25 protein-coding genes are annotated in these 26,647 nt (G+C 67.6%); 7 read left to right on the top strand and 18 right to left on the bottom strand.

What is annotated here, in order from left to right:
• Positions 1-108 precede the first annotated feature (108 nt).
• Entirely contained in the window at positions 109-1,938 is a 1,830-nt protein-coding gene (gene glmS / locus B7G54_RS21000) for a glutamine--fructose-6-phosphate transaminase (isomerizing) (protein ID WP_085040826.1), read from the bottom strand.
• Between the two features lie 156 nt (positions 1,939-2,094).
• Here glmS and B7G54_RS21005 point away from each other — a divergent pair, with 156 nt between their 5' ends.
• A complete protein-coding gene (locus B7G54_RS21005) occupies positions 2,095-2,586 on the top strand; it encodes an Lrp/AsnC family transcriptional regulator (RefSeq protein WP_021160045.1) in 492 nt (163 codons plus the stop codon).
• A 43-nt stretch (positions 2,587-2,629) separates the two neighbouring features.
• On the opposite strand, the gene panB is transcribed toward B7G54_RS21005, so the two are convergent.
• Positions 2,630-3,487 (bottom strand): 3-methyl-2-oxobutanoate hydroxymethyltransferase, encoded by an 858-nt coding sequence (gene panB, locus B7G54_RS21010; RefSeq protein WP_085040827.1) that lies wholly within the window; start codon positions 3,485-3,487, stop codon positions 2,630-2,632.
• Between the two features lie 77 nt (positions 3,488-3,564).
• On the opposite strand from panB, the gene B7G54_RS21015 reads away from it, so the two are divergent.
• Positions 3,565-4,383: an AraC family transcriptional regulator gene (locus B7G54_RS21015; RefSeq protein ID WP_085040828.1), complete on the top strand. Its 819-nt coding sequence runs from the start codon at positions 3,565-3,567 to the stop codon at positions 4,381-4,383.
• A gap of 19 nt (positions 4,384-4,402) precedes the next feature.
• Here B7G54_RS21015 and B7G54_RS21020 read toward each other — a convergent pair whose 3' ends face one another.
• Positions 4,403-4,936, bottom strand: coding sequence for a methylated-DNA--[protein]-cysteine S-methyltransferase (locus B7G54_RS21020; RefSeq protein WP_085040829.1), 534 nt, complete (start codon positions 4,934-4,936; stop codon positions 4,403-4,405).
• Positions 4,933-6,408: a DNA-3-methyladenine glycosylase 2 family protein gene (locus B7G54_RS21025; RefSeq protein WP_085040830.1), complete on the bottom strand. Its 1,476-nt coding sequence runs from the start codon at positions 6,406-6,408 to the stop codon at positions 4,933-4,935. Before B7G54_RS21025 ends, B7G54_RS21020 begins: the two co-directional genes overlap by 4 nt.
• A 321-nt stretch (positions 6,409-6,729) precedes the next feature.
• Here B7G54_RS21025 and B7G54_RS21030 point away from each other — a divergent pair, with 321 nt between their 5' ends.
• Positions 6,730-8,022, top strand: coding sequence for an MFS transporter (locus tag B7G54_RS21030; protein WP_085041011.1), 1,293 nt, complete (start codon positions 6,730-6,732; stop codon positions 8,020-8,022).
• A gap of 78 nt (positions 8,023-8,100) precedes the next feature.
• Here the strand turns inward: B7G54_RS21030 and B7G54_RS21035 are convergent, their stop codons facing one another.
• Together B7G54_RS21035 and B7G54_RS21040 are read right to left on the bottom strand one after the other, a co-directional pair.
• Complete coding sequence (locus tag B7G54_RS21035) at positions 8,101-9,204, bottom strand: LacI family DNA-binding transcriptional regulator (RefSeq protein ID WP_085040831.1); 1,104 nt, start codon at positions 9,202-9,204, stop codon at positions 8,101-8,103.
• Positions 9,205-9,320: 116 nt separating this feature from the next.
• Positions 9,321-10,139, bottom strand: a complete 819-nt coding sequence (locus B7G54_RS21040) for a zinc ribbon domain-containing protein (protein ID WP_085041012.1) — start codon at positions 10,137-10,139, stop codon at positions 9,321-9,323.
• 120 nt (positions 10,140-10,259) lie between these two features.
• Here B7G54_RS21040 and B7G54_RS21045 point away from each other — a divergent pair, with 120 nt between their 5' ends.
• Entirely contained in the window at positions 10,260-11,096 is an 837-nt protein-coding gene (locus B7G54_RS21045) for an NAD-dependent epimerase/dehydratase family protein (RefSeq protein WP_085040832.1), read from the top strand.
• Between the two features lie 19 nt (positions 11,097-11,115).
• Here B7G54_RS21045 and B7G54_RS21050 read toward each other — a convergent pair whose 3' ends face one another.
• From B7G54_RS21050 to B7G54_RS21060, 3 genes are all read right to left on the bottom strand, one after another.
• On the bottom strand, positions 11,116-11,436 hold the full coding sequence (locus tag B7G54_RS21050; RefSeq protein ID WP_085041013.1) for a DUF1330 domain-containing protein: 321 nt from the start codon (positions 11,434-11,436) through the stop codon (positions 11,116-11,118).
• Between the two features lie 204 nt (positions 11,437-11,640).
• A complete protein-coding gene (locus B7G54_RS21055) occupies positions 11,641-12,339 on the bottom strand; it encodes a hypothetical protein (RefSeq protein WP_085040833.1) in 699 nt (232 codons plus the stop codon).
• A 104-nt stretch (positions 12,340-12,443) separates the two neighbouring features.
• Positions 12,444-12,908 carry a MerR family transcriptional regulator gene (locus tag B7G54_RS21060; protein ID WP_085041014.1) on the bottom strand — a complete coding sequence of 155 codons (465 nt, stop codon included), beginning with the start codon at positions 12,906-12,908 and terminating at the stop codon, positions 12,444-12,446.
• Between the two features lie 77 nt (positions 12,909-12,985).
• On the opposite strand from B7G54_RS21060, the gene B7G54_RS21065 reads away from it, so the two are divergent.
• On the top strand, positions 12,986-14,230 hold the full coding sequence (locus B7G54_RS21065) for an NADH:flavin oxidoreductase/NADH oxidase family protein (RefSeq protein ID WP_085040834.1): 1,245 nt from the start codon (positions 12,986-12,988) through the stop codon (positions 14,228-14,230).
• A 181-nt stretch (positions 14,231-14,411) separates the two neighbouring features.
• Here B7G54_RS21065 and B7G54_RS21070 read toward each other — a convergent pair whose 3' ends face one another.
• From B7G54_RS21070 to B7G54_RS21105, 8 genes are all read right to left on the bottom strand, one after another.
• A complete protein-coding gene (locus B7G54_RS21070; RefSeq protein WP_085040835.1) occupies positions 14,412-16,529 on the bottom strand; it encodes a TonB-dependent receptor in 2,118 nt (705 codons plus the stop codon).
• A gap of 50 nt (positions 16,530-16,579) precedes the next feature.
• A complete protein-coding gene (locus B7G54_RS21075; RefSeq protein ID WP_085040836.1) occupies positions 16,580-18,694 on the bottom strand; it encodes a TonB-dependent receptor family protein in 2,115 nt (704 codons plus the stop codon).
• A gap of 174 nt (positions 18,695-18,868) precedes the next feature.
• Complete coding sequence (locus tag B7G54_RS21080; protein WP_085040837.1) at positions 18,869-19,288, bottom strand: DUF2946 domain-containing protein; 420 nt, start codon at positions 19,286-19,288, stop codon at positions 18,869-18,871.
• A complete protein-coding gene (locus tag B7G54_RS21085) occupies positions 19,266-20,729 on the bottom strand; it encodes a PepSY-associated TM helix domain-containing protein (RefSeq protein WP_085040838.1) in 1,464 nt (487 codons plus the stop codon). The genes B7G54_RS21080 and B7G54_RS21085 overlap by 23 nt, the downstream gene beginning before the upstream one ends.
• Positions 20,730-20,973: 244 nt before the next feature.
• The gene (locus B7G54_RS21090) at positions 20,974-21,459 is read right to left on the bottom strand and encodes a DUF2946 family protein (RefSeq protein ID WP_085040839.1); all 486 of its coding nucleotides are present in this window, start codon (positions 21,457-21,459) and stop codon (positions 20,974-20,976) included.
• A 73-nt stretch (positions 21,460-21,532) separates the two neighbouring features.
• A complete protein-coding gene (locus tag B7G54_RS21095; RefSeq protein WP_085040840.1) occupies positions 21,533-22,078 on the bottom strand; it encodes a hypothetical protein in 546 nt (181 codons plus the stop codon).
• Positions 22,075-22,317 (bottom strand): hypothetical protein, encoded by a 243-nt coding sequence (locus tag B7G54_RS21100; RefSeq protein ID WP_085040841.1) that lies wholly within the window; start codon positions 22,315-22,317, stop codon positions 22,075-22,077. Before B7G54_RS21100 ends, B7G54_RS21095 begins: the two co-directional genes overlap by 4 nt.
• A gap of 93 nt (positions 22,318-22,410) precedes the next feature.
• The gene (locus B7G54_RS21105; RefSeq protein WP_021162626.1) at positions 22,411-22,734 is read right to left on the bottom strand and encodes a hypothetical protein; all 324 of its coding nucleotides are present in this window, start codon (positions 22,732-22,734) and stop codon (positions 22,411-22,413) included.
• Positions 22,735-23,326: 592 nt separating this feature from the next.
• On the opposite strand from B7G54_RS21105, the gene B7G54_RS21110 reads away from it, so the two are divergent.
• Entirely contained in the window at positions 23,327-23,959 is a 633-nt protein-coding gene (locus tag B7G54_RS21110) for a LysE family translocator (RefSeq protein WP_085040842.1), read from the top strand.
• 18 nt (positions 23,960-23,977) lie between these two features.
• Here the strand turns inward: B7G54_RS21110 and B7G54_RS21115 are convergent, their stop codons facing one another.
• The gene (locus tag B7G54_RS21115) at positions 23,978-24,946 is read right to left on the bottom strand and encodes a LysR family transcriptional regulator (protein ID WP_085040843.1); all 969 of its coding nucleotides are present in this window, start codon (positions 24,944-24,946) and stop codon (positions 23,978-23,980) included.
• Between the two features lie 270 nt (positions 24,947-25,216).
• On the opposite strand from B7G54_RS21115, the gene B7G54_RS21120 reads away from it, so the two are divergent.
• Entirely contained in the window at positions 25,217-26,545 is a 1,329-nt protein-coding gene (locus B7G54_RS21120) for an MFS transporter (protein WP_085040844.1), read from the top strand.
• Positions 26,546-26,647 lie beyond the last annotated feature (102 nt).

The raw sequence follows: 26,647 nt of genomic DNA on the forward strand, positions 1-26,647 counted from the left end.
CCCGACGGGCGTTTGCGGGAATTTTATAGGGCGTTCAGTGAAACTTTGTGAACCGCTTTAAGTGAAACTATTCGAAGTTGCTACTGGCCAGGTCTCGACCGATACACCTCACTCCACCGTCACCGACTTCGCCAGATTCCTGGGCTTATCAATATCCGTCCCTCGCGCCAGCGCCGCGTGATACGCGAGCAATTGCATCGGCACCGTATGCAGAATCGGCGAAAGCGGCCCGTAGTACTCGTTGAGCCGAATCACCTCGATTCCTTCACTCGGCACCAACCCGCAGTCCACATCCGCGAACACGAACAGCCGTCCATTCCGCGCACTGACCTCATGCATGTTCGACCGGAGCTTTTCAAGCAGCATGTCGTTCGGCGCAACCGCAATCACCGGCATCTCGTTGCTCACCAGCGCCAGCGGCCCATGCTTCAGCTCCCCCGCCGGATAAGCCTCCGCGTGAATATACGAAATCTCCTTCATCTTCAGCGCGCCCTCGAGTGCGATCGGATAATGCATCCCGCGCCCGAGAAACAGCATGTTGTCGCGTCGCGCGAGCAACTCTGACCACGCCATGATCTGCGGCTCGAGCGCGAGCACTTTCGACATCGCATCGGGCAGGTGCCGAAGCGCCCGCAGGTGTTCCTTCTCCTCGTCGTCGCTTAACCGCCCGCGCACCTGCGCAAGCGACAACGTCAGCAGAAACAACGCAACGAGCTGCGTCGTAAACGCCTTCGTCGAAGCCACCCCGATCTCGATCCCCGCACGCGTGACAAATTGCAGCGCACATTCCCGCATCAACGCACTCGTTGCGACGTTGCAGATCGCGAGCGTATGCGTCATGCCCATCCGCTTGGCGACATGTACCGCACCCAGCACATCGGCCGTCTCACCGCTTTGCGACACCGCGACGACGAGCGTGCGCGGATTCGGCACACTGTCGCGATAGCGAAACTCGCTGGCAATTTCCACGCTGGCCGGCAGCTTCGCGATGCTTTCGATCCAGTACTTCGCAGTCAGCGCCGCGTGATAACTGCCGCCACACGCGAGCAGCAGCACCGAATCGACGTCATTGAAGGCGCGCCACGCACCATCACCGAACAACTCCGGCATGATCGAGGAAACATCGAGCAACGTATCGGCCACCGCCTGCGGCTGTTCGAAGATCTCCTTCTGCATGTAGTAGCGATATGACCCGAGATCGGCCGCACCGCTATGCGCGGCGACGCGCTGCACTGCGCGCTCGACACGCAGGCCGGCCGCATCGACGATCCAGTAGCGATGCAGTTGAATATCGGCAACGTCACCGTTCTCGAGGTACGCGATGCGATCGGTGATCCCCGACAGCGCAATCGCATCCGACGCCAGAAAATTCTCGCCCTCACCAACACCGACCACGAGCGGCATCCCGTCGCGCGCGCCGACGACCCGGTGCGGCTCGTCGCGGCACATCACCGCGATCGCATAGCTGCCGCGCAGTCGCGCGACCGCGCGCCGCACCGCATCGAACAAGTCACCGTCATACAGGTGGTCGATCAGGTGCGCGATGGCCTCGCTGTCGGTCTGGCTCGCGAACACGTAGCCGTGCGCCTGCAGTTCCGCACGCAGCTGGTCGCAGTTCTCGATGATCCCGTTGTGCGACAGTGCGATGCGCGCATTGGCGTCGCTCGGTGAGAAGTGCGGATGCGCGTTGAGCGTGACGGGCGCGCCGTGCGTGGCCCAGCGCGTATGCGCGATACCCGTGTAACCCGACAGCGCCTGTCCGGCGATCTCGCGCTGCAGGTTCGCGACGCGGTCGACGCTGCGGGCGCGCGCCAGCGCCCGGTCGCGGTAGACCACGACGCCGCACGAATCGTAGCCGCGGTATTCGAGCCGCTTCAGGCCGTCGACCAGGTTCGGCAGGATGTCCCGCTGGGCGACCGCCCCGACAATTCCACACATATCGCGCTCCGTAAATGTCCTGTCTGGATCAATGAGAGCGATGGTAGAACCGACTAAATGGAATTAAATTTCAAAATATAGAAGAAAATGAAACGAATGTCAGATCGTCTATCATGTTGAAATTAAATTTCACACCCTGACCGGAAGGAGCTGCCGATGGCCGGCATCACCCTCGACGATCTCGACCTGCGCATCCTCGCGATCCTGCAGGACGACGCATCGGTGTCGAACCTGCAACTGGCCGAGCGCGCGCTGTCGTCGCCGCCTACCTGCATGCGCCGCGTGCGGCGGCTGACGGAGGCCGGCGTGATCCGCCGGCAGGTCGCGGTGCTCGACCCGGTGGCGATCGGCACGGCCGTCACGGCGCTGATCGAGATCAGCCTCGACCGGCAGACGGCGGAAGACTACGACGCGTTCGAAGCGTACGTGTGCGCGGAGCCGGCCGTCACGCAGTGCTATCGCGTGTCGCCGGGGCCCGATTTCGTCGTGGTGGCCGATCTGGCCGACGTCGCCGAATACGACGAATTCGCGCGGCGGCTGTTCACCGGCGCATCGAACGTCCGCAACGTGCGGACGTTCTTCTCGACGCATCGCGCAAAGTTCGAGGCGAACGCGCGGGTCACGCATGCGATGCGCAAGCGAGCTTGATCGACGCATTCGCCATGCGTTCGCGAATGCCTTTGCGATGTCATCACGCAGCCGCGTCAGCCGCGCCCACCAGTTGCAGCGGCTTGCCATACCCGAAGCAATGCGCGGGCTCAGGGAACGCACGCTGGCGCACGTCGTGCGCGTACTGACGGATCGCATCGCGCATCACCGCGTTCGCATCGGCATAGCGCTTCACGAAGCGCGGCGTGTACGCATCGAATGCGCCGATCATGTCCTCGGTCACGAGCACCTGCCCGTCGCAGGCGGGCGATGCGCCGATGCCGATCGTCGGGATCGTCAGCGTTTCGGTTAGATGGCGCGCGAGCGCTTCGGCAGTGCCTTCGACGACGACGCTGAACGCGCCGGCCCGTTCAGCCGCGCACGCGGCATCGAACACCTGCGCGGCGGAGCGCGGGTCCATCCCCTGCGCGCGGAAGCCGCCCGTTGCGTTGGCCTGCTGCGGCATGAGCCCGACGTGCGCCATCACCGGAATGCCGCGTTCGGTCAGGAAGCGGATCGTGTCGGCCATCTCGCTGCCGCCTTCGAGCTTCACGGCCTGCGCGCCGGTTTCGGCGAGCAGGCGCGCGGCGGAGCGATACGCTTGCGCGGGCGATTCCTGGTACGTCGAGAACGGCAGGTCGACGACGACACAGGCCTGCGCGGCGCCGCGCACGACGGCCGCACCGTGTGCAATCATCATGTCGAGCGTGACGCGCAGCGTATCGGGCATCCCGTACAGCACCATGCCGACGGAGTCGCCGACGATGATCACGTCGGCCACCTCGTCGACGAGCTTCGCCATCGGCGCGGAATACGCGGTCAGCGACACGAGGCTGCCGATGCCCTTGGTCGAACGGATCGCGGTGACGGTCTTGCGGGTGGTGCGGGTATGAGCGCTCATGGACGGAAGCCGTGTGAAAGAAGAGCCGCCACGGTAGCATCGCGCTCGTTCGTGCAATGACCTTCGGAGGACGTCTTATGTTGCTGGCGGGACAATCGGGTGACCCTTACGCGGTGCCGCCGATGGCGCGCCTGCCGAGGCCGCTGTACGTGCGTGCGTTCGGGATTCCCGGCAACGTGAGCATCGACGCGCACAGTCATCCGTGGGCGCAGCTGATGTATGCGACGAGCGGTGTGCTCGAGGTGTCGACGCCGTCGGGCCGGCACCTGCTGCCGCCGCACTATGCGATGTGGATTCCGCCGCACGTGCCGCATGCGGTGTCGACGCGCGATTGCGTCGCGTTCCACAGCCTGTATCTCGACGCCGCGATCGCGTGCGACGACGTGCACGGCGATTGCGCGATCCTCTGCATGACGCCGCTGCTGCGGGAGCTGGTGATCGCCACGGCCGAACTGCCGGTGAACTACGACGAGACGGGGCCGGACGGCGCGCTCGTCTGCCTGATCGCCGACCGGATCGCACGGATGCGGGCGGCGCCGCTCACGGTGCCGCTGCCGCGCGATCCGCGTCTGCTGAAAATCGCGCGTGCGTTGCATGCGTATCCGGGCGATACGCGCAATCTCGACGAATGGGGCCACCAGGTCGGCGCGACGCGACGCACGCTGTCGCGGCTGTTCCGGCAGGACACGGGGCTGTCGTTCACCGAATGGCGGCAGGCGGTGCGGCTGCTTGCGTCGCTGCCGCTGCTCGATGCGGGTGAGCCGATCGGTGCGGTGGCCGCCCAACTGGGTTACGACTCGACGTCGTCGTTCATCGAGCTGTTCCAGGCAAAATTCCGCGTGACGCCCGGCACTTATGCGAAGCGTGAAGCGCGCCGGCCCGTGCTGAGCGCGTGACGCGGCCGTACGCCATCGCTCAGAACGCGAGCGCCTGCTGCACCGGATGGTGGGCGCCGCGCTCGAACCCGGCACCTTCGAGCGACAGCAGCGCACGCTTGCGGTCGATGCCGCCCGCATAGCCGGTCAGGCTGCCCGATGCGCCGATCACGCGATGGCACGGCACCATGATCGACACCGGGTTCCGTCCGACTGCACCGCCCACGGCGCGCGCGCCGCTCATCGGCAAGCCGACGCGCTCGGTGATGTCACCGTACGTCACGAGTTCGCCGAACGGAATCGCGAGCAACTCCTTCCATACCCTTCGCTGAAACGCGGTGCCGCGCAAGTGAATCGGCACCGAGAACGTCTCGCGCGTGCCGGTGAAGTACTCGGCGACTTCTTCCGCGACCTTGCGCGCAAGCGGCGACATCGCGAGCGCGTCCGCTTCGGTCACGATCGCAACCGGCGGGAAGTATTTCTGGCCGACGAAGTAGAGGCCCGTCAGCGCATCGTCCTCGATGCGCACGGCGATGTCGCCCAGCGGGCTCGGAATCAGGTGAGCGGGAGTCATCGCAATACATCTCCATGAAGGCGCCACACGTGCAGTGCGGCATACGCGCGCCACGGCGCCCAGCGCGCCGTATGCGGCGCGGATGATGGCACGCGCGCAGGGTCGGTGGGGGCGGCAAGCAACGCATCGTCGGCCGGGAACGCATTCGGCCACGCCATCGCGCGCATCGCGACATACTGCACCGCACGTTCGTCGAAGCCGGGCAGCGCGCGCAGGGCGTCGAGCGTCGTGTCGAGCGGCGCCATCGGTTCGAGCGCGAGCGTGCCGTCGTCGACTGCGCGTGCGAGCGACACGATCGCCTGGGAGGCGTCGCGCGCGATGCCGATCGTTTCGAGCGCGGCAGGCGGCAGCGCGGCCAGCGTCGCGGCGGAAGGCAGCGCGTGCGTGAGGCCCGGCGGCGCGCTTTCGATTGATGTGCCGAAACGCTCGGCGATGCGCGCCAGCACGGGCGTGCCTGCATGCGTCGCCGCAAGCCGTTCGCCTGCGATCGCACGGATCGCAATCTCGACGCCGTCGAACGCGCCGGGCACACGCAGGCCCGGCGAGCCGCTCGCGAGTTCGCCGAGATGCGCGTCGATCACGTCGGGGCGGCTGTCGAGATCGAACAGCCGTCGAATGCGCGCGAGCACGGCCGGCACGACCGGCGTCAGCGCGGGCGACACGGTGACGGCCAGCGCGAAGCGCTGCGGCACGTGCGCCACCGACACCCAGCCGGTTACGCGGCCGTCGGCGCCCCTGTTTCGATCGGGCAATTCGACGACGCGCGCATAACCGGGCGCATCGACCCGCTCGACACCGTCGATCTGCCGTTGCGCGAGAAAACGCATCAGGTTGGCCCATGCGAACGGCGGCCGGTACGGCAGCGGGAACGTCATGTCGCCATCGGCCGGCGCGCGGGCCCCCTTACGCAGCCGCAGCGGATTGAGGCCGTACCGTTGAAGAAACAGGTCGTTGAAGCGCCGCACGCTGCTGAACCCGGCCGTCGACGCGACGACGGCCACCGGCAGCGCGGTATCGGTCAGCAGCCGCTTGGCCATCAGCAGCCGGTGCGTCTGCGCGAACTCGACCGGCGACACGCCGAACTGCGCGCCGAAGATCCGGCGCAGGTGGCGCTCGGTCACGCCGACGCGCTGCGCGAGCGCGTCGACGGAATGCGCGTTCAGGAAACCGTCCTCGATCAGCGTGGCGGCTGCGTCGGCGAGATTGCCGGACAGGTCGAGCAGCCCGTGGCCGGGCGCGAGCTCGGGGCGGCAGCGCATGCAGGGCCGGAAGCCGGCTTTCTCGGCGGCCGCGGCGGTCGGGTAGTAGCTGCAGTTCTGCGCTTTCGGCGGTTTCACCGGGCAGACGGGGCGGCAATACACGCCCGTCGTCGCCACGCCGACGAAGAACCAGCCGTCGAAGCGGCGGTTCCGCGAAAGCAGGGCGTCGTAGCAGGTATCGGGATCGAGGCGCATGCGACGACTGTAAACCATCCCGGCCCCCGATTCTGGCTGGAATCGGACATGTGTATCGGCGGCCGCCCTCGCGCGTGCCCGTCGGGAAAATCCGGGAAAAACGGTTAATGCCACGTGGCGAAACAGTCATCTCTTTTGCCGCGACCAATTTGAGATGACTCATCGAAATCCCCGACTGACAGGGCGCCGGCAGACGTCCTATCCTTTTGAAAAACGTTTTCCAGGTTGATCGGCGGAATCGGCCGTGCGCGCCAGCGCACCGCTGCCCGCCCCGGCGCCGGTCGCCGGTCGACGAACATCGTGCGGCGCGACGGGCGCGGCCGCATATCGGAGACATTCATGCAATCTGCCGTCGTCGGCGCCGTGCGCGCTGCCGCCAGCCGCTACCGCTGGGCCGTCTGTGCGCTGCTGTTTTTCGCGACCGTCATCAACTACATGGATCGGCAGATCCTCGGCCTGCTTGCGCCGATGCTCCAGCACGACATCGGCTGGAGCCAGGTGCAGTACGGCCGCATCGTGATGGCGTTTTCCGCGTTCTATGCGCTGGGCCTGCTCGGCTTCGGGCGCATCGTCGACCGGCTCGGCACGCGCATTTCGTACGCGCTGGCGATGCTGGTGTGGAGCATCGCCGCGATGCTGCACGCGGCGGTCGGCTCGGTGACGGGCTTCGCGTTCGTGCGCGCGCTGCTCGGGATCGGCGAGGGCGGCAACTTCCCGGCCGCGATCAAGACGACGGCCGAATGGTTCCCGCGCCGCGAACGCGCGCTCGCCACCGGCATCTTCAACTCGGGGGCGAACATCGGCGCGGTGTTCGCGCCGGCGATCATCCCGGCGATCGCGGTGGCCTACGGCTGGCGCGCGGCGTTCGTGATCATCGGCGCGATCGGCCTCGTGTGGCTCGCGGTGTGGCTCGTGTTCTATCGCCAGGCCGATACGCGCGCGCTCGCTGCGGAATATGACGAGCCGCGCGACGAAGCGGAAGCGCTCGACGCGGCGAATGCGAATGCCGGTGCGCCGCGCTGGGGCGAGCTGATCCGCAAGCGCGAGACGTGGGCGTTCCTGATCGGCAAGTTCCTGACCGACCCGGTGTGGTGGTTCTACCTGTTCTGGCTGCCGAAGTGGCTCAACGAGTCGCGCGGGATGGACATGCAGCACATCGGCCTGCCGCTCGTCTGCATCTATGCGCTGACGACGGTCGGCAGCATCGGCGGCGGCTGGCTGTCGTCGATGCTGCTGCGCGCGGGCTGGAGCGTGAACGGCGCGCGCAAGACGGCAATGCTGATCTGCGCATGCTGCGTGCTGCCGATCGCGTTCGTGTCGCAGGTGCAGAGCCTGTGGGCCGCGGTGCTGATCGTCGGCCTCGCCGCCGCTGCGCACCAGGGCTGGTCGGCGAACCTGTTCACGACGGCGTCCGACCTGTTCCCGCGCCGCGCGGTGGCATCGGTGGTCGGCATCGGCGGGATGGCCGGTTCGATCGGCGGCGTGCTGTTCTCGGAAGTGATCGGCCAGGTGCTGCAGCGCACGGGCCACTACTGGGTGCTGTTCGCGGTCGGCGCATCGGCCTACCTGATCGCGCTGGGCGTGATGCACGTGCTCACGCCGAAGATGAAGCCGGCGCAACTCGACGCGTGAGTATGGGGCCGCGTGCCCGCAAGCGAACGCGCCGCCCAAGGGCGGCGCGTTTTCTTTTGACGACTCGGTGCAGCGAACTCAGCCGGCCGCGGCCGTCGACGCGCGCATGATCAGCCGCGGCTCGAACGTCGAATAGCTCGCATCGGTGCGCCCCGCGAGCGCATCGATCAGCTTCTGCATCGCGAGCTCGCCCATGTTCTCGCTCTGGATGTCGACGGTGGTGAGCGCGGGCGCCGCGTATTCGCCGTACGGCACGTTGTCGATGCCCGCGACCGACACATCCTGCGGCAGCCGGAAGCCGAGCGACGCGGCTTCCTTCATGAAGCCGAGCGCGATCAGGTCGTTGTAGCAGATCACGGCTTGCGGACGCTGCGGCCCGAGCATCACGCGCGAACACGCACGCTTGCCGGCTTCGGCGGTCGGGGCATGCGCGTCGTGCACGTCGAGCGTGAGCCCGGCTTCCGCGAGGCAGTCGCGCGCGCCCTGGATCCGCTCGTCGTTCACGCGCGCCGTGCCAAAGCCGAGATACGCGATGCGCGTGTGGCCGAGATTGAGCAGGTGGCGCGCGAGCATGTAGGTCGACAGCCGGTTGTCGATGCCGACGCTCGGAATCGGCAGGCCGGGGCTGCGACGCAGCAGCACGAGCGGCTTGTTGAGGTCGAGCATCCAGCCGGCCTCTTCATCCGGCATCCGCGTGCTGACGATCAGCCCGTCGACGCGCTGCGCAAGCGCCTCGATCAGCGAGCGTTCGCGCGCCTGGTTCTCCTCGGTATCGACGAGCAGCAGCGTGTAGTCGTGCTGCAGCGCGACGCGGTTCGCCCCCTTCACCACGTTCGTGAAGTGCGGGTTGCTGATGTCGAGGATCACGAGGCCGATCGTGCGCGTGCGGCCGGTGATCATCGAGCGCGCGAGCGGGTTCGAACGGTAGCCGAGCCGGTCGATCGCCTCCTTGAGCCGCGCTTCGACGGTCGGCGAGAAGCGCTGCGTGCCGTTCACGTACTTCGATACCGTCGCGACCGACACGCCGGCTTCCGCCGCCACGTCGCGGATCGTCGGGGAAACTTTTTTCATTCGAAGGGTAACGTTTTCGTCCGATAACGCCGGATTGTGGCAGAAAAAGGGCACGCGCGGCCATGCGCCGATATCGGGAAAGTGCGGATGGCTGCGAACGGGCTCGACCATTGACGTTCGGCGGCGCTCCCGCGTATAGTTGGAAAACGTTTTCCGATCCGGGCCAAATACCAGATCGGCGTCCAGGTCAGATTCAAGGAGATTCGTTGACGTCCGCCGCCGCCTGCCTAAAGGCGGAGGATTCCCACACCTGGCGATGCACGTCCGCATCGGAGAATGTTCAACGCAGCGTTGGTATCTCGATCATGCACGACACCACATCCACTGCAGGCCCACTCTCTTACTCGCAGCCCCGCGATACCTTTCGGTCGCGTCGTGCTGCCTTTCGACCCGCACGACGAACAGGACTGGGTGGAACCGCTTTCGTCGACTTCCTCGAACGTGGCTCCGTGCGCGATCGCCTTGTAACGGAGCTTGTTTCGGAAGGACGACCGGGACGCGTCGTAGACGCTCCTCGCCATCCTGGTTCTGGCGAGTTTTGCGGCCGACACGTTGCCGGCCGCGATGTAATCGAAACGCCGCACCAGATCGAGCGCGAGCTTGTGCTGGAAATCGGCACGGGCATCCTGCGCAAAATTGGTCCCATCCTTGATCTTGCCTTCTGGAAGCGGCCGACTATTGAACACGCGAAAGCTGTTGCCGGCGCAGCGAAATGCGTCGCCTTCCCGCTTCAGGTCACGGCCCTTCAGCGGCACCCAGCCAAGCGATTTCCTGCCGCGATAGCGCAGGGAGGGCCGGCGGCGCTGACTGCGCGACTTCGCGTATTGCTCGCACGTTGCATTGACCGTTCCGGAGTGAATGCCGAACTCCTTGCTGCTACCGGTGGTCAGCATGTTCAGATCAAAACCCGTGGGCCACTTCTTGTTCCACTTGAGCGCGTGCTTCTGCGTGTCGTTGCAGAAGTGCCAGACGTAGTTCACCGCACGGCTCTGCTTGTTAAGCAGTCCGTTGAGCGATTTCACCCGGTAACGGTAGACAAGGATCATGCCGGCCATCCTAACCCGTGGAAGAAGCTGCCTGTCAAGCGCACTCCTTTCACTCTCCGCCCCATGTCCCCAAGGAAGTTTCCTTGAGGGAAAGAGCGGAGTCTCTCGGAGCAAATCCTGATGAACGCCTCATCCACCGGCGCGCGCAAACCGTTCGGGCGCCTGTTGCTGACGGGCGCGGCCGGCAACCTCGGCCGCCAGTTGCGCGGCGCGCTCGCCGACTGGGCCGACGTCGTGCGCGTGAGCGACATCGCGACGCTCGGCGACGCGGCTGCGCATGAAGAAACCCGCGTCGTCGATCTGGCCGACCGGGCCGCGGTGATGCAGCTCGTCGACGGCGTGGACGCGATCGTCCACCTCGGCGGCATTTCGGTCGACGCGCCGTTCGACGATCTCGTCGGCGCGAACATCACCGGCACGTATAACCTGTACGAAGCCGCGCGCAAGCACGGCGTGAAGCGCGTCGTGTTCGCGAGCTCGAACCATGCGATCGGCTTCCATCCGGTCACGGAAGTGCTCGACGCCGATTCGCCGCTGCGTCCCGACAGCCTGTATGGCGTGACGAAGTGCTTCGGCGAATCGCTGTCGCGCTACTACTTCGACCGCTTCGGGATCGAGACGGTGTGCCTGCGGATCGGCTCATCGTTCGAAGTGCCGAAGAATCCGCGCATGCTCGTCACGTTCCTCAGCTATCGCGACTTCATCGAGCTCGTGCGCTGCTCGCTGCTGACGAATCGCGTCGGGCACGCGATCGTGTACGGCGCGTCGGACAACCCGGTGAAGTGGTGGGACAACACGAAGGCCGGCTTCCTCGGCTTCCGCCCGCGCGACAGCTCCGAGCAGTTCGCCGGGTTGTTCCCGGTGACGGCGCCGACTGCCGATTACGACGATCCCGCGCAACGGTTCCAGGGCGGCGGGTTCGTCGTCGGCGAGCCGATGGAGCGGAAGGCTTCGTAAGCGTCGCCGGCGTCGCGATTCAGCGCAGGATGTCGGTCGCCCTGTGCCGCTCGCCGACACCGTCGATCAGGATCAGCGGGCCGCTCGCGTGACGTGCGCGCAGCGGCTGGATCTGCCGGTACGCATTCGATGCGTACCAGGCGCGCGCCGTGTCGAGATCGGGAAACGCGATTGCGATCAGGTCGCCGCGCCATACGCCCTCACGTATCTCCGGCCGCGCGCCGTGAATCACGAAATGGCCGTCGAACGGCGCAAGCGTGCCGTCGATGCGTTCGAGATACTCGACGACGTCGTCGCACATCTCGACGTCGTGCAGGTGGGCGATGGCGTAGGCGGTCATGGCGGGCTCCTTGACGTGATGCGGTTCGTGCGTCGATGCAGCCATGATCGCGGCGCAGGCGGCGCGCGTCGATTACCTGTGACGTAAGCAAACCCGCACGGCTGCGGAAGTTTTCCCGCGCGTGCCGACGGGCGCACCGCTCGTGCGGCGCGGCAGCGCCCGCGCCTGCCGCTTACCCGCATGCATCGTCAGCCAGTGCAGCCGTCAAGGCTGCTTGCTGCAAGCCGGATCGGTGTTGCGCCGCTCGGGCGAATCGCACCAGTAACTCGGCCGCCACGCTTCGAACGTGACGGCTTTCGCCGCGTTGGCGCGCGTGACGTGCACCGGGTCGGCTTTCAGCACATCGCCGTTCGGGTCGTCGTTGAAGCGCCAGTTCCGGAACACCTCGCGATGGAACACCCACGTGCGATGCGCGGCGTCGTAGCGAAACGTCACGCGGTCGCGCCAGTGGTTATGGCCCGCGAAGACGCCCTGTTCGACCGTGAACGTGCGCGGTTCGATCGTCAGCGCGTTCTCGGCAACGCCGTCCAGGTACGGGTCGCCCATCCCGCCTTCGTCGGCTTTCATGATCACGGTGTCGTTGCGCGCCGCGAGCCGATAGTGCCCGTCCGTGCCCGGCAGGAAGATCATCAGCGGGCGCAGCGACGCCTTGCGCGTCGAATCGTCGGGCCGATGCGCGACGACGACATAGCCGATACGGGTGCTGTCGGTCAGGCGCCCTGACGCGGCATCCATCGCTTCGTAGCCGGCGGGAAGCTGCGCGACGATGTCGTCCGGAAGGTCGGGTGCGTCGGGGCAGGCGAACGAGGCAGGCGTATCGGCGCACGTCGTGGCGCAAGTGTTGCCGATGCTGAACGTCAGCAGCGCGGCGACGAGGAATCCTTTGATGCGGGGGATCGTCATGCGGATCGGGTCATGAGGTTGCGCCGCGGAAGCCGGCGCACGCGCGTCGCCCCGTCTCGCCGTAGCGCGGGTTGGTTGTTCGTCGGGACGCGCAGTGTAACCGGTCATGCGCGCTTGCGCGTCGGCCGCGGGACGGCCGCGGGCATCGGCGCCGGCGGTTCGTCGGCCTGCAGGCACAGCCGGTCGAGCATGCGTTGCGCGGCGCCCGCGCAATCCTCGCCCTCCGGCTTGTTCACGATCTCCTCGATCAGCACCTGCAGATGTTGCCGGTTCTGCGCGAGACGCCGTTCGAGCAGCACGATTTCGTCGACCTTGTGCCGCAGCGCGGCCAGCAGTTCGTCGCGCGGCCACGCGCCGAGATCGGGCGGCAGCACCGCGCGGATTTCGTCGAGCGCGAAGCCCGCGCGCTGCGCACGGTCGATGATCGCGAGCCGCGTCAACGCTTCCGGTCCGTATTCCCGATAGCCGTTTGCCTGCCGGCGGGCCGGTTCGAGCAGGCCGCTCGCTTCGTAGAAGCGGATGCGCGACGCCGCGATGCCGCTGGCCCGCGCCAGTTCGCCGATTTTCATGCCGTGCTCCAAAGGGGCTTGACCTTAAAGTTGACTTTAAAGTTATCGTTGGGCATCGTCAATCGAGGGTGCCCTCCATGAACCTGTTTACGCCGCTGACACTGCCCAACGGGGCGGTGATTCCGAACCGTCTGGCCAAGGCCGCGATGGAAGAGAACATGGCCGATGCGAACCACGCGCCGTCCGACGCGTTGCTGCGCCTGTACCAGGCGTGGGCCGACGGCCAGGTCGGCCTGATCCTGACCGGCAACGTGATGGTGGACGGCCGCGCGATGACGGGGCCGAACGGCGTCGTGCTGGAGAGCGACGCGCATCTCGATCGCTTCCGCCGCTGGGCGCAGGTGGCGCGCTCGGGCGGCGCGCACGTGTGGATGCAGATCAATCACCCGGGGCGCCAGATGCAGGCGGCGCTCGGCCAGACGACGCTCGCGCCGTCGGCCGTGCCGCTCGCGCTCGGCGCGCTGTCGAAGCAGTTCCCGGTGCCGAAGGAGATGACCCAAGCCGATATCGCCGACGTGCAGCGGCGCTTCGTGCGCGCCGCGCAGCTTGCGGAGCAGGGCGGCTTCAATGGCGTGGAGATTCACGCGGCGCACGGCTATCTGCTGAGCCAGTTCCTGTCGCCGCTGACGAACCGCCGGCAGGATCGGTGGGGCGGCAGCATCGAGAATCGCGCGCGCCTGCTGCTCGATATCGTGCGGGAGGTGCGTGCAACGGTGTCGCCGGCATTTGCGGTCGCGGTCAAGCTGAACTCGGCCGATTTCCAGCGCGGCGGCTTCAGCGCGGACGATGCGAAGCGCGTGGTCGAGCTGCTGAATCCGCTCGGCGTCGATCTCGTCGAACTGTCGGGCGGCAGCTATGAAGTGCCGGCGATGCAGGGCGAGGCGCGCGACGGGCGCACGCTGGCCCGCGAAGCGTATTTCCTCGAATTCGCGCGTGACATCACGGCCGTCGCACGGATGCCGCTGATGGTCACGGGCGGCATCCGGCGCCGCGCGGTTGCCGAGCAGGTGGTCGACAGCGGCGTGGCGATGGTCGGCATCGCGACCGCGCTGTCGATCGAGCCGAACCTGCCGCGCGACTGGCGGGACGGCAAGGACAGCGCGCCGGTGCTGGAGCCGATCCGCTGGAGGAACAAGGCGCTGGGCGCGCTGGCCAACATGGCCGTCGTCAAGTTTCAGCTCACGCGCCTCAGCGAAGGCCAGCCCACGCACCCGCAGGTGTCGCCGCTGCGCGCGCTGGTCAGGCAGCAACTGGCCGCGCAGTGCCAGACGCGGCGCTACCGGAAGTGGATGGCGGGGCGTGCGGCGGGCACGCGGGCGTGACAGCGGTCATGCGGAGCCGGGTGGTTGGTCGCCCGGCGAGGTGTTCGTCGCACCGCTGCGCGCCGATCCACGGTGTGCATGCGGTGCGCGGGCGGCCGCGCATTCGCGGTGAGGTCGCGATGGACGTGCGCGCCGCAATGCATGTGCCGGCGGCACGCGCGTTGCACCGCATCGCGCCGCATCAGAACCGGTAGTTCGCCAGCACTTCGAGCCGCCGGTCGTTGCCGAGCAGGTACTGCGTCTCGTTGTAGTACGCGGACTGCACGAAGCGCCGGTTGAACACGTTGTATGCGCGCGCGGTGATCGTCGTGTCCTTGCGCGGCTTCCACGCGAGGCCGAGATCGACGGTCGTGTACGACGGCATCACGAGCTGGTTTGCGGTATCGGCAAAGCGCTTGCCGACGTACTTGACGCCCGCGATGCCCGTCCAGTCCGGCGCGAAGCGCCAGCTCACCCACAGGTTCGCGAGCCGCTGCGGCACCGACACCGGCACGTTGCCCGCACGCGAGACCGTCGTGCCGCCGGACGTCTGCTGGAAGTCGTCGTATTTCGCGCGCAGGATCGACACGTTCGCGTCGACGCGCCAGTCCTTCGCGATCTCCGCGCCGACGGTTGCCTCGAGCCCGCGCGACGACTGCTGGCCGACCTGGATCGACTGGTTCGGGTTCAGCGGATCGGCCGTCAGGAGATTGCTCTTGACGATCCGGTACGCGGCGAGCGTCCATTCCGCGTTGCCGCCGAGGAGCGACTGCTTCACGCCGATCTCGATCTGCCGGCCGGACGCGAGCGCGAAATTCGCCTTCGACGCATTCAGCGACAGCAGCGAACTGATCGGATCGGCCGCCACCGAATACTGGCCGTACACGGCGAGGCCGGGTTGCACGTCGTACACGGTACCGATGCGCCAGCCCGTGTTCGCGAACACCTTCGAGAATGCGCCGCCGTTCACGAGATCGTCGCGGTTCACGCTCGCATGGTCGTAGCGCAGCCCGCCGATCACCGACCAGCGCGGCGTGATCTCCAGCCGGTTCTCGGCGAACAGCGCGTACTGGTTCGCCTGGCTGCGGTACTTCGGATAGGTGCCGGCCGTGTTGATGAAGCTGCCCGGATCGACGTTGAACGGATCGACCGTCGACGTGCCCGAGTACGGCGAGTTGTTGTCGTGCTGGAACGTCGTGTGATTGAACTCGAACCCCGTCGAGAACGTGTTGCGCATCCCGAGCAGCGAGCCGGTGACGGTGGCCGCCGTCACGTTGCCGTACTGCGCCTGGTCGTGGAAGATCTCCGTATAGCTGCTGCGCCGGACTTGCGCGGTCGACGGCAGGTACGTGTAGTACTCGGCATCCTTCCAGTGACGGTTGCTCTTCATCCGGTACAGCGTGCTCGTCACGTTCAGGCTGTCGCTCGGCTGCCAGTTCGCCGACACCGTCGCCCAGCTGTCGCGGAACGCGATGTCGCTGTCGCCGACGTTGTAGTTCTTCCTGTCGAACGCGCGATCGCGCGCGCCGTTGACGAGCGGCACGCCGAAATACTGCATCGGATGCTGGAAGCCTTGCGCATACGACGCCGTCACGTACAGGTCGGACGTCACGTCGTAGCGCAGCGCGCCGGAGATCGACAGGTTGCGCGAATTGCCGCGGTCGACCCAGTTCGACGAGCGGTTGCCGCTGATGTCGAAGCGGTACGACAGCTTGTCGTTGATCGCGCCGCCGCTGCCGAACGCGGCCCGCGCCGTGCCTTCGGTGCCGCCGCCGGCCTGCAGCTCGTTCTGGATCGCGCCGCGCGTCGGCTTTTTCGGCACGATGTTGACGACACCGCCGATCGCGCCTTCGCCGTAGATCACCGAAGCGGGGCCGCGCAGCACGTCGACATGATCGACCGGCCACGTGTCGAACGGAAACGTGATGCCGATCGCGCCGTATGGGCGTACGCCGTCATAGAGCTGCGTGACCGACGACGCGCCGACGAAGCCGCGCGCGCCGAGCTCCGAGCCGCCGTTGCCGGGATGCGGCGAGGCGCTGATGCCGGCGGCACGGCTCACCGCATCGACGATCGAACTGTCGCCGCGCGTGTCGAGCGTCGTGCGATCGATCTGCTCGACGCTCGCGGGCGTTTCGAGCGACGACAGGCCGAGACGGCTGCCCGTGTCGAGCGGCTGCGTGAGCGGCGTCGCCTTCTGGGCGTTGACGCGAATCGGCGCGAGCGTGGTGCCGGTGTGCTTGACGTCGCTTTCCTGTGCTTGCCCGGCAGGCGCGAAGGCCGCGAGAAAGGCGGCGGGCAGCATCGATCTGAACTTCATGTTTCGGTATCCTTTTAATCTGTGCAATGAGCTATGCCGCGGGCGACGCATCAGAACGCGTACCGCATGCCGGCGAACACGCTGCGCCCTTCGCCCGGATAGAAGATCGCGGTGTTCGCCGTGCGTGCATCCGCGACCGTGCTGATGTCGCTCACATAACGCTTGTTGGTCAGGTTGCGTGCATCGACGAACAGCGACAGCCCGTTGCGGAAGTCGTAGCCGGCCTGCAGCCCGAGCAGCGCATAGCTCGGCACGCGCAACGTGTTCGCATCGTCGGCCCAGGCGCCCGACGGCACCCAGTCGAGGGTGGCCGCGATGTGGAAGCCGCTCGGCCGCGCATACCCCAGCGTCGCGCGCAGCACGTTCAGCGGCACGCCCGCGATCCGGTTGTTGCCGTACTGCGGGTCGTTCTTGAAGCGGAAGTCGTTCAGGTTCCAGATGCCCGACAGCGTGACCTTGTCGCCCGCGCCGCGCCCGGTGACGTTGCGCAGCAGCTCGACCGACGCGCCGGCCTCGATCCCCTGCAGCACCGTCTTGTTCGCGTTGAACGTCGCCGCCGGGACATCCGGGTTCGTCGTGTACTGCAGCAACTGGTCGCGCACGAGCGAGCGATAGGCGGTCACGTCCCAGCTCACGCGCTCGCGCGAGCCGCGCGTACCGAACTCGATCGTCCACGCATGCTGCGAAGCGAGCGGCGTGAAGCGTGTCGTGTTCGAGAAGGTCTGCGTGAGGTCGGTGAAGTCGGGCACGTCCTGGCTGCGCGTGACGTCGACGTAGGCCTGGGTATGCGCATCCGGCTGCCACAGCAGGCCGAGCTTCGGATTGACGCCGCTGTAGCTCGCGTTCGTCGACTTGTAATTCGGGTCGCGCGGCAGCCCGCCGTTGTCGATGTACTCGCGCACCGAGTGCAACGCCTTCACGCCAGCCATCAGCGCGACGGCCGGCAGGACGAACAGCCGGTTCTCGACGTACGCCTCGTAGTTGAACGCCGTCTGCGTCGAGTCGAGCGTCTGCGCGCCCTTGTTGCCGTTGACGTTCACGTACTGGTTCGCCTGCGTGCGGCCGCCGAAGAAGCGCGCGCCGACGATCAGGTCGTTGCGCATCCCGCCGAGCGTCAGGCGGCCCGTGTAGCGCGGCGCGAAGCCGTAGGTCCAGCCGTCCTGGTCGAGCGCCTGGAAGATCGGGTGATAGAGGCTCTTGTGAATCGCCCACGTGTCGAACTGCAGTTCGCCCGAATCGAGCTTCACGGTCGTGCGGTTCGCGATCCGCTCGGTTCGCGTGTTGCGCGCCTGGTCGCCCGCTATCGCGTTCGGCGCGGCCCTGGTCGGGTTGTTCAGCGCGTCGGACAGCGACAGCGTGCCCGGCAGCAACTGGTCGACGACGTACACGCCGACGTAGAAGCGCGTCTCGACCGTCGGGCTGAACCGGTAGCCGACGTTCGCGTTGAACTGCTCGTATTGCCCCTTCGCGTGATCGCGATAGCCGTCCGCGTGATTGACGCTGAAGTTCGCGAGGAAATCGAGCGGGCCGAGCACGCGCGAGATCTGCGCGCTGGTGCGCACCGTGCCGTAGCTGCCGCCTTCCACGCGCACGATGTTCGGCGCGTCGGCGGTATGGGCGGTCGGCGTGATGAAGTCGATCGCGCCGCCGAGTGTCGACGCCCCGTACGCGAGGCCGTTGCCGCCCTTGTAGACCTGCACCGCCTGCAGCGCGAGCGGATCGATCTGGTAGTAGTCGCCGCTGCCGTCCGCGAGGTTGGTGGGAATGCCGTCCTGCAGGATCTCGAGGCCGCGCGTGTGATACGAGCGGGCGATCCCCGAGCCGCGAATCGACAGCCGCAGCTCCTGGCCGTAGCGATTCTCGACGAACACGCCGGGCACGTCCTTCAGCACGTCGCGCAGCGTGAATGCGTAGGTGTTCCGGTAGCTGTCGGCATCGACGAAGCCTACCGAGCCGACCGTCTGCTCGAGCGTGCGCTTCAGGTTGCCGGTCGATTTCGATGTCAGCGAGTCCGGCGCGCGGGCCGCGTTGACGTTGATCGCGGGCAGCGTCGACGCGGCCGGTGCGTCGGTTGGCACGGCGGCGCCTTGTGCGCATGCGGCCGACGCGGAGAGCACGGAGATCGCGCCGGACAGCGCGACGGCGATACGGGTCGAGGGAAACATGTCGTTGTACGTATGGATAGGGTGACGTTTGATGAAACGGACACGATGCGCGCCATGCGCGGCGCCGGCCGCCGCGCGTGGTCACGCGCGCGGGCTCGGCATCGGGCACCGGCTGGGCGGGCAGGCGAAGCGGACGGCGCCGCGCGGTGTGCGGCGGTGCCGTCGCGATGGGCGTCAGGCGTGTGCGGAAGGCGGCCCGCGGGCGGCGGGCGCGTAGCGCTTCGACGGGCTGCGGGGGGAGGGGATCGGTGGCTCGGGCGGCGCATGCCGCACGGCCGGGGAGGCGGGCAGGAACGCCGCGTACTGCAGCGGCGGATGGCCGGCGAGCAGGCCGCAATAGCCGCAGCGGTCGAAATGCGCATCGGACGGCGCATGCGGTTCCGCGTGCGCCACGAGCGTGTTGCCGGTTGCCGAGCAGATCGCCGCGGGCGGCACGCCGCTATCGGATGCCGGTGCGCGCAGTTGCGAGATCAGCGGCGCGACCAGCGCGAGCACGAGCGCGAACAGCCCGAGCCACGCCGTGGCCCGGGCCTGGCGCGTCGGCGCGCAGCGTGCGCCGGCGCGCGATGAATCAGGCCGCTGCGCGTGCCGCACGGCCGAACAGCAGACGGTCGATCAACCAGACCGCGACGATCGTCGCGCCCATCAGCGGGAAGACGACGCCGAGCAGCACGAGCCCCGCGATCCAGCCGCGCATCGGCGGCGCGCCGCGCTCGCGCGACGGCGCACCGAGCCTGGCCGCCGGGCGGCGCTTCCACCACATCACGGTGCCCGTGACGGCCATCGCGGCCAGCCCGAGCGACAGCACCGCGCAGAGGATCTGGTTCGCGAGCCCGAAGTAGCGGCCCATGTGCAGCGACGTGCCGTACGACACGGCCTGCGATACCGCGCCGTAATCGTCATAGCGGATGTCCTTCAGCACGGCGCCGCTGTACTGGTCGATGTAGATCGTCCGCTCGGCCTTCGGGTCGTCCGGGAAGTACGACGCGGTGAACACGCCGTCCGCGCCGGACGGCAGCGCGAGCGTGTAGCCGCTCGTCACGCCGAGGCCCGCGACGATCGCGATCGCGCGTGCCAGCGGCAGCGGTGCCGGGGTCGGCGCCGACGGCGAATGCGGGACGGGCACGTTGCCGACTGCCCACGGCGTTTGCGGCAGCGGCAGGTCGTCCATCACCATCCCCGGCATCGACTCGCCGGATTCGTGGTGATGGCCGGACGGCGCGGCAGCCTGGGCAGGCGCAGGCGCCGCGGCGGCACCCGGGCGCGTCGAGCGCACCGACGCGTCGCCCCATGCGCCTTCCGGCGCGCCGAGATTCACGGTCGCGGCCAGCGCCTTGAAGTTCTTGCCCCACGAGCCGGACCACGGCAGCCCCGTCAGGATGAAGGCCACCGTGCCGGCCGCGAGCCAGATGCCGGCCGTCGCGTGGAGGCTTTTCCACAGCGGCCGGCCGCGCAGCGACAGGTCGGGGCGCAGTGCGGGCCCGACGCGCGCAGCGCCTCGCGGCCACCACAGCGCGATGCCGGTACCGATCATCACGAAGGTCCAGCACGCGGCGAGTTCCATCAGCAACTCGCCTGTCTTGCCGAGCAGCAGCTTGCGATGCAGCATCCGGTCGACCTGCATGAAGCGGTTCTCGACGCTCAGCGTGCCGAGCACGCTGCCGTCGTACGGGTTCACGTACACGCTCTCGCGGCTGCCGTCGCGCAGCCGGAACACGTATTCGGCGCTGCGGTCCGGCGCGGTCGAGACCTGGGCGGAAACCGGCGTCGCGCCGGCCGGCATCGCGGTGCGCGCACTCGCGAGCAGCGTGTCGGGATCGAGTCGCGGCGTGGCGCGGGGCTCGACGACGAGCCGGTGCGGATACAGCAGCGGCTCGATCTGCGGCTGGAAGCAATAGAGCGTTCCGGTGATCGCGAGGACCACCAGGAACGGCATGACGAACAGGCCGGCATAGAAGTGCCAGCGCCAGAGCGTCCGGTAACCGGCGTGGGCGGATTGGGCGGGCGAGAGGGCCCGCTCGACGGTGGTCGACATGGTGTCAGCTCCTCGTATGCGTTGAGCCGCCACGCCGGCGCGGGCCGGCGGGGACGTCAACGTGCGTCGCGCTCGCCTGCGCGCATCGACGGAACGGGCGGCGCGGCGCCATGCGCGGAAGGGGCGCATGACGGCGTCGCCCGCGCGGTGCGGGCAGGCGGGTGAACGCTTGAATCAGGTCGTGTGAGACGAACGGCGTGCAGGCCCATGCACATCGACGTACACGAGCCGCTGGGCGGAACCGTCAGCAGAACAGGGGAGGCGCGCGGGAGGGGGGGCGATCGCCGAAGACCGATCGCACGATGGGAATGCTGTCGAAGCGAATCCGGCATCGCCGCGGCGCGGCGGCGGGAAACAGCAGCACGAGCAGCACGAACGACGCCAGCGCCGTGAACAGCACGGCACCGAATGCGCACAGGCTGTCGCCGTTTCCGGACGACGCCGTGTTGTCGGCATGCGCGTCATGCTTGAGCGCATCGGCGAGCGCCCGCGCGTCGTTGGCCGGTGTGATCGGCGCGCCGGCATCGAAACGGGCGGCCAGTGCCGCCACGTTGACGATCAGCGGGCCGCGGCCCGAACACAGCACCACCGAGCCCGCATCCGGACCGTCCGGATCGAGCATCACGGCACCCGACATCAGCGCGCGGGACAGCAGCGTCACGAGGAGGAAACCCCACAGAAGCTGTCGCGCGACGCCTTGCCGGAGCAGGAAGCGGCGAAGTGCGTTCATGGCGCGCGATTGTACCTCCGTTTGCGGGGAGGGGCCGGCGTGCAGCCGGAAGCCGGCAGGGCGCGCGCGGCGGCTATCCGGAGCCGAACGATCCGCTGCCGGGCCGCGCGTTCGCCGAGCCATACGACCAGGTGCCGTCCGCGCGGGCGGTCAGCACGTTGCCCGAGCGCCGGTCGTAGAGATGCCACTGTTCGTCGGCCGGGTCGTCGCCGTATGGCCAGGTCGTCAGCTTGCCGCCGAGGTCGAAGTTGAACGCCCACGAACCCGGCTGGGCGCATGGCACGACCGATTGCAGGATCTGTCCGTCGAGGCGTTGAGCGGCGGCCGCGATGTCGCCGGATCGGGATTCGCTGTGCGCGAGCTCGTGGCCGTCGAGCGCGATCGACCAATGGCAGTAGCAGATCCACAGATGCCCGTTGCCGGCGACCGTCACGTGCCGCGACGCGAGCCTGTCGCGCGCCGCCGCGGACAGGCCGGGCGAGCCGGCAAGCGGCTCCCTGACATGCAGCACGGGTTGGCCGAACTCGAACGTGAGAAAGCTGCCCTGGCCTTTCGTCACGGACCAGGCGGGCGTTTCGCAGATGGCCGGCCAGATCTGGTCGAAGTCGACAGCGTTCACGGCGTGCGTCTCACATCGGCGAAACCGGCCGCGGCGGCGTCCGCGCCGTCGTCAGTGTCGGCCAGCTGATTGGACAGGTCGGCCGGCGACAAGCGCCGCATCGTCCGCTCGACGTCGTGATCGTAGCGGCGATCGTTCGGGGCGAGACGCTTTCGTGCCTTGCGCCCGTCGCGCTTGACGAGCACGCCGAGTGCGCCGAGTGCGCCGGCCTGCCGGGATTTCCGGTTTCTGATGCTCATGCGGCGAGGTTGCCGGGCAATCGTGCGACGCGAATCGGGCATGGCCGCCGCGGCCGCGCTTGCCGCCGGCGGCAGCCGATGCGGTGTGCCGGCTCAGGCCGGATAGGCATCGTCGACTTTCAGGTTCGCGAGCCGGAACAGCGTGCGCAGCGTCTGCGGATGAATGTCGCGGTGCGCGGCGAGCGACGTCAGCATGAAGTCGAGCACCTTCGCGTAGCGGAGCAGCACGAGGCAGCGCGCGAGATCGGGCGTGCGGCCGCGCATGTCCTCGGCGAGGTGGACCATTTCGGTGGACAGCGAGCGCGCCATCTCGAGTTCCATCTGCTGTTTTTCGGTCCAGTCGGGCAACGGCTGTTCGAGCAGCTTCGCGAGAAAGAGCTGGAACGACGTGTCGGACGAATTGGGCAGCGCATCCATGGAGGGCCTCGTAACTTGCTCGAATCGTTCGGGTGTGCCCGGTGGACGCGCCCGACGGTGGGTTCGTGTCCGCGCGGTGAACGGCGCGGCTGTCTCCCGAATGGAATGCAGGTTCCGTACCAGCGCAGCGGGACGATTGTTGAGTAATGTTGAGCGACGATGCGATGCGGGGCGGCGAGTCCCGCCGGTGCTGGGTGGCGGAGGTGATCGAGGCGGCCATCGACAGGCGCGGTGCGATGCATGCCGGGTACGCGGGGCGGTGCGGCGAGGCGAAATGCTTCATGGATGTAACGTAACGCCGGGATAAGACGCATCGCGTGTTTCCCCGTCGGTCTGACGAAACGAACCGGCATGCGCGTGCCGCCTGCGCCTGCCAAGCGTTCGGCGGGCCTGGCGCAGCGGTACGGGGCGGCCGCCAGGGTCGGCGAAAACCGCTGGCGAATGTGACGGGTGTTTCAAAACCGAGACGGTTTCGCGTGCGGCGCTCCGGTTGCGCGACGCCCAACTGGCCCAGCGAATTGCGGGCCAATTGTCCATGGGCAGACGGCGCGTGTTTGCCAACAATCCCCTGATCATCCCTGCGAGGTTAGACATGAGCGTCCACGCCTTCTTCTCGGCCAACCTGCTGCTGGCCTACACGGCCTATTTCATCGGGACGGCCAGCCCCGGGCCGAGCAATCTCGCGATCATGTCGGTCGCCGCGAACCAGGGCCGCAAGGCGGCGCTCGCGTTTGCGCTCGGCGTGATTTCAGGGTCGATGTTCTGGGCGACGGTGGCGGCGCTCGGCGTGTCGGCCGCGCTGCTGGCGTGGTCGAAGCTGCTGGTCGCGATCAAGCTCTTCGGCGGGCTGTACCTGCTGTGGCTCGCGTTCAAGTCGGGGCGCACGGCGTTGTCGGGCAAGGTAGCGGCATCGCTGAACGCAGCGGGCGAACAACGGCTGTCGCGCTTCTATGTACGCGGCGCGATGCTGCACCTGACCAATCCGAAAGCGATCCTCGTGTGGGTGTCGATCGTCGCGCTGTCGTCGCACGGCGCGGGTGCGTCGCACGGCGCCGTCGTGCCGGGCTGCATCGTGATCGGGTGCCTGGTGTTCGGCGGCTATGCGCTTGTGTTCTCGATGGACGGCGCGCGCCGGCTGTACGTGCGCGGCCGGCGCGCGATGGAAGCGTGTCTCGCCGTCGTGTTCGGCGTGGCGGGGATCCGGCTGCTGGTGTCGAACGGCTGAGGCGGCGCGCCCGCGCATCTAGCGGGCGGCGCGCCGGGTGGCCGGGCGCACGGCGTCGCCCGGCTGCTCCGCCGGGCGCGTGAACAGCGACACGATCGTCTGCCGGAGCCAGCGGTGCGCGGGATGGCTGTCCCAGCGCTGATGCCAGATCACGCAGTAAGGCCGTGCAGGCATGCGCACCGGCGGCTGCCGCGACACCAGTTCCTTCTCATGGATCGATAGATCGAGCAGCGTGGTTGGCAGCACGCCGATGAAGTCCGACTCCCGGATGATCGCAAGCGCAGGCGAGTACGCATTCAACGTGAGGACGAGATTGCGCCGCAGGCCGTGCGCGGCGAGCAGGCTGTCGTACACCGGCACCCGCATGCCGGAAAACCCGACGTCGAGATGCCGCGCCGCGAGAAAGCGTTTCAGCGTGAGCGGCCCCTTTGCGAGCGGGTGATCCTTGCGCATCAGGCAGCTCCAGTGGATCGGCCACATCTCGTGCGTGCGCACGCCGCTGCTCGGGCTCGCGTCGTTCAGGTAGCCGCCGATCGCGAGATCGACGCCGCCGCGGTCGAACATGCCCGGCAGGTCGGCGACGCTGAACTGCGTGATCTCGATCCGCATCGCCGGCGCATGCGTGCTCATGTACTGCGCGAGGCGCGGCATGATGCGCTCGACCGTGTAGTCCGACATCGCGATCGTGAAGGTGCCCCGATGCTCCTGCGGATCGAACTGGTCGGGCGAGATCGCCTGCTTCAACGCGTCGAAGTGCGGCTGGATCGTCGACCACAGCTCGCGCGCCCGCGCGGTCGGGCGCACGCCCGAGACGGTCTTCTCGAACAGCACGTCGTCGAGCGATTCACGCAGCCTGCGCAGCGCATTGCTGACCGCCGACTGTGAAAGCGCCAGCCGCTCGGCGGCGCGCGTGACGTTGCCTTCAGCCATCAATGCCGCGAACACGCGCAGCAGGTTGAGGTCGAGCTGGCGGAACACATCCTTCATCACACATCTCCGTTTCGGTTGCCGGGCTCCCGCACGTGGCGCAGGAACCGGAACGTCGTGCCGGCCAGTGTCCGGGCGACGGGCCGTGCGGGCAAGGCCGCGTTTGCCCTTGCGGCGAGCCGGCCCGGCGGCGCGACGACGCCGCATGCAGGCTCGCACCGTTATTTACGTTGATGATGATCATATTCCGGAAATCCGTTGGACGCGGTAACGGTGCGCATCGAACATGCATGCAAAACCACGGCAGCCAGCAGGTGGAGGAGTCAGACGATGAAAGAGGATGCAGTGAATCCGGCCGGCGCCCTGGCGCTCGATCGCCGTTCGGCGGGAGCGCCGCCGTCCGCGCGAGCGGGCACGCTGCGCGACGTCGCGGCGGCCGCCGCGGGCAATGCGCTCGAATGGTTCGACTTCGTGATCTACGGCTATTTCGCCAGCGTGATCGCGAAGCTGTTTTTCCCGGTGGCCGGGCAGGTCGGGTCGCTGCTGCTCGCGACGGCGACCTTCGGCGTGGGGTTCGTCGTGCGGCCGCTCGGCAGTATCGTGCTCGGGCTGTACGGCGACCGGTACGGCCGCAAGGCGGCGATGTCCGTCACGATCTGGCTGATGCTGGCCGGCACGGCCGCGATCGCAGTGGCGCCGCCGTATGCGCAGGCCGGCTGGCTCGGCGCCACGATCCTCGTGCTGGCGCGGCTCGTGCAGGGCTTCGCGGCATCGGGCGAATTCGGCAGCACCGTCGCCTTCCTCGCGGAAAAGGCGCCGCCGCATCGACGCCATTTCTTCGTGAGCCTGCAGATGTCGAGCACGATGCTGGCCATCGTGCTGGGCGGCACGATCGGCACGATCCTGACGACGTCGCTCAGCCCGCATCAGCTCGAAAGCTGGGGCTGGCGCGTGCCGTTCGTGGTCGGGCTGCTGATTGGCCCGGTCGGCTTTTACATCCGCCGGAGCGTGTCGGAAACCGAGGTGTTCGTGCACGGCGAAGCACTGCCGGCCGCGCAGGTGCTCAAGCACCTGTTCGGCGAGCATCTCGCGTCGTTCCTCGCGGCGATCGGCGTGACGATCGTCAATACGGCCGCGTTCTACATGTATCTGATCTACATGCCGACGTTCGCGGTGAAGCAGCTCGGGCTGCCGATGTCCGCGCCGTTCATGAGCACGACGGTCGCCGGCATCGTGATGGTCGCGATCGCGCCGCTTGCCGGCCTGCTCGGCGACGTCTGGCGCCGGCCGGTCGCGATGGTCGCCGCCGCGATCGTCGTGCTGTCCGCGATCACGCTGCCGCTCTATACGTGGGTCATCGCGAGCCCTTCACTGCGCAACCTGCTGATCATGCAGGCCGCCGCCGCGGCGCCGATGGGTGTGCTCGTCGGGCTGGTGCCCGCGCTGTCGGCGCGCGCGTTCCCGGCCGCGGTGCGCAGCACCGGGCTCGCGGTGTCGTACAACATCCCGACGACGGTCTTCGGCGGTTTCTCCCCGCTGATCGTCACGTGGCTGATCGCAACCACGCACAACAAGGCGTCGCCTGCGCTGTATATCGTCGCGACGTCGGTCGTGAGCCTGGTCGCGCTGCTCGGGTTCCGCCGCATGCCGCGCGAATGAGCGAACCGGATTCAGTCGCTATTCGTTTCTTTGAAATGCAGGATAACGAATGAAATGGCCTGGTACGGCGGCATCGCAATGACTGGCCCGTGCGGCCGCCCC

The organism is Burkholderia puraquae (assembly GCF_002099195.1).
In the GTDB taxonomy this organism is placed as follows: domain Bacteria; phylum Pseudomonadota; class Gammaproteobacteria; order Burkholderiales; family Burkholderiaceae; genus Burkholderia; species Burkholderia puraquae.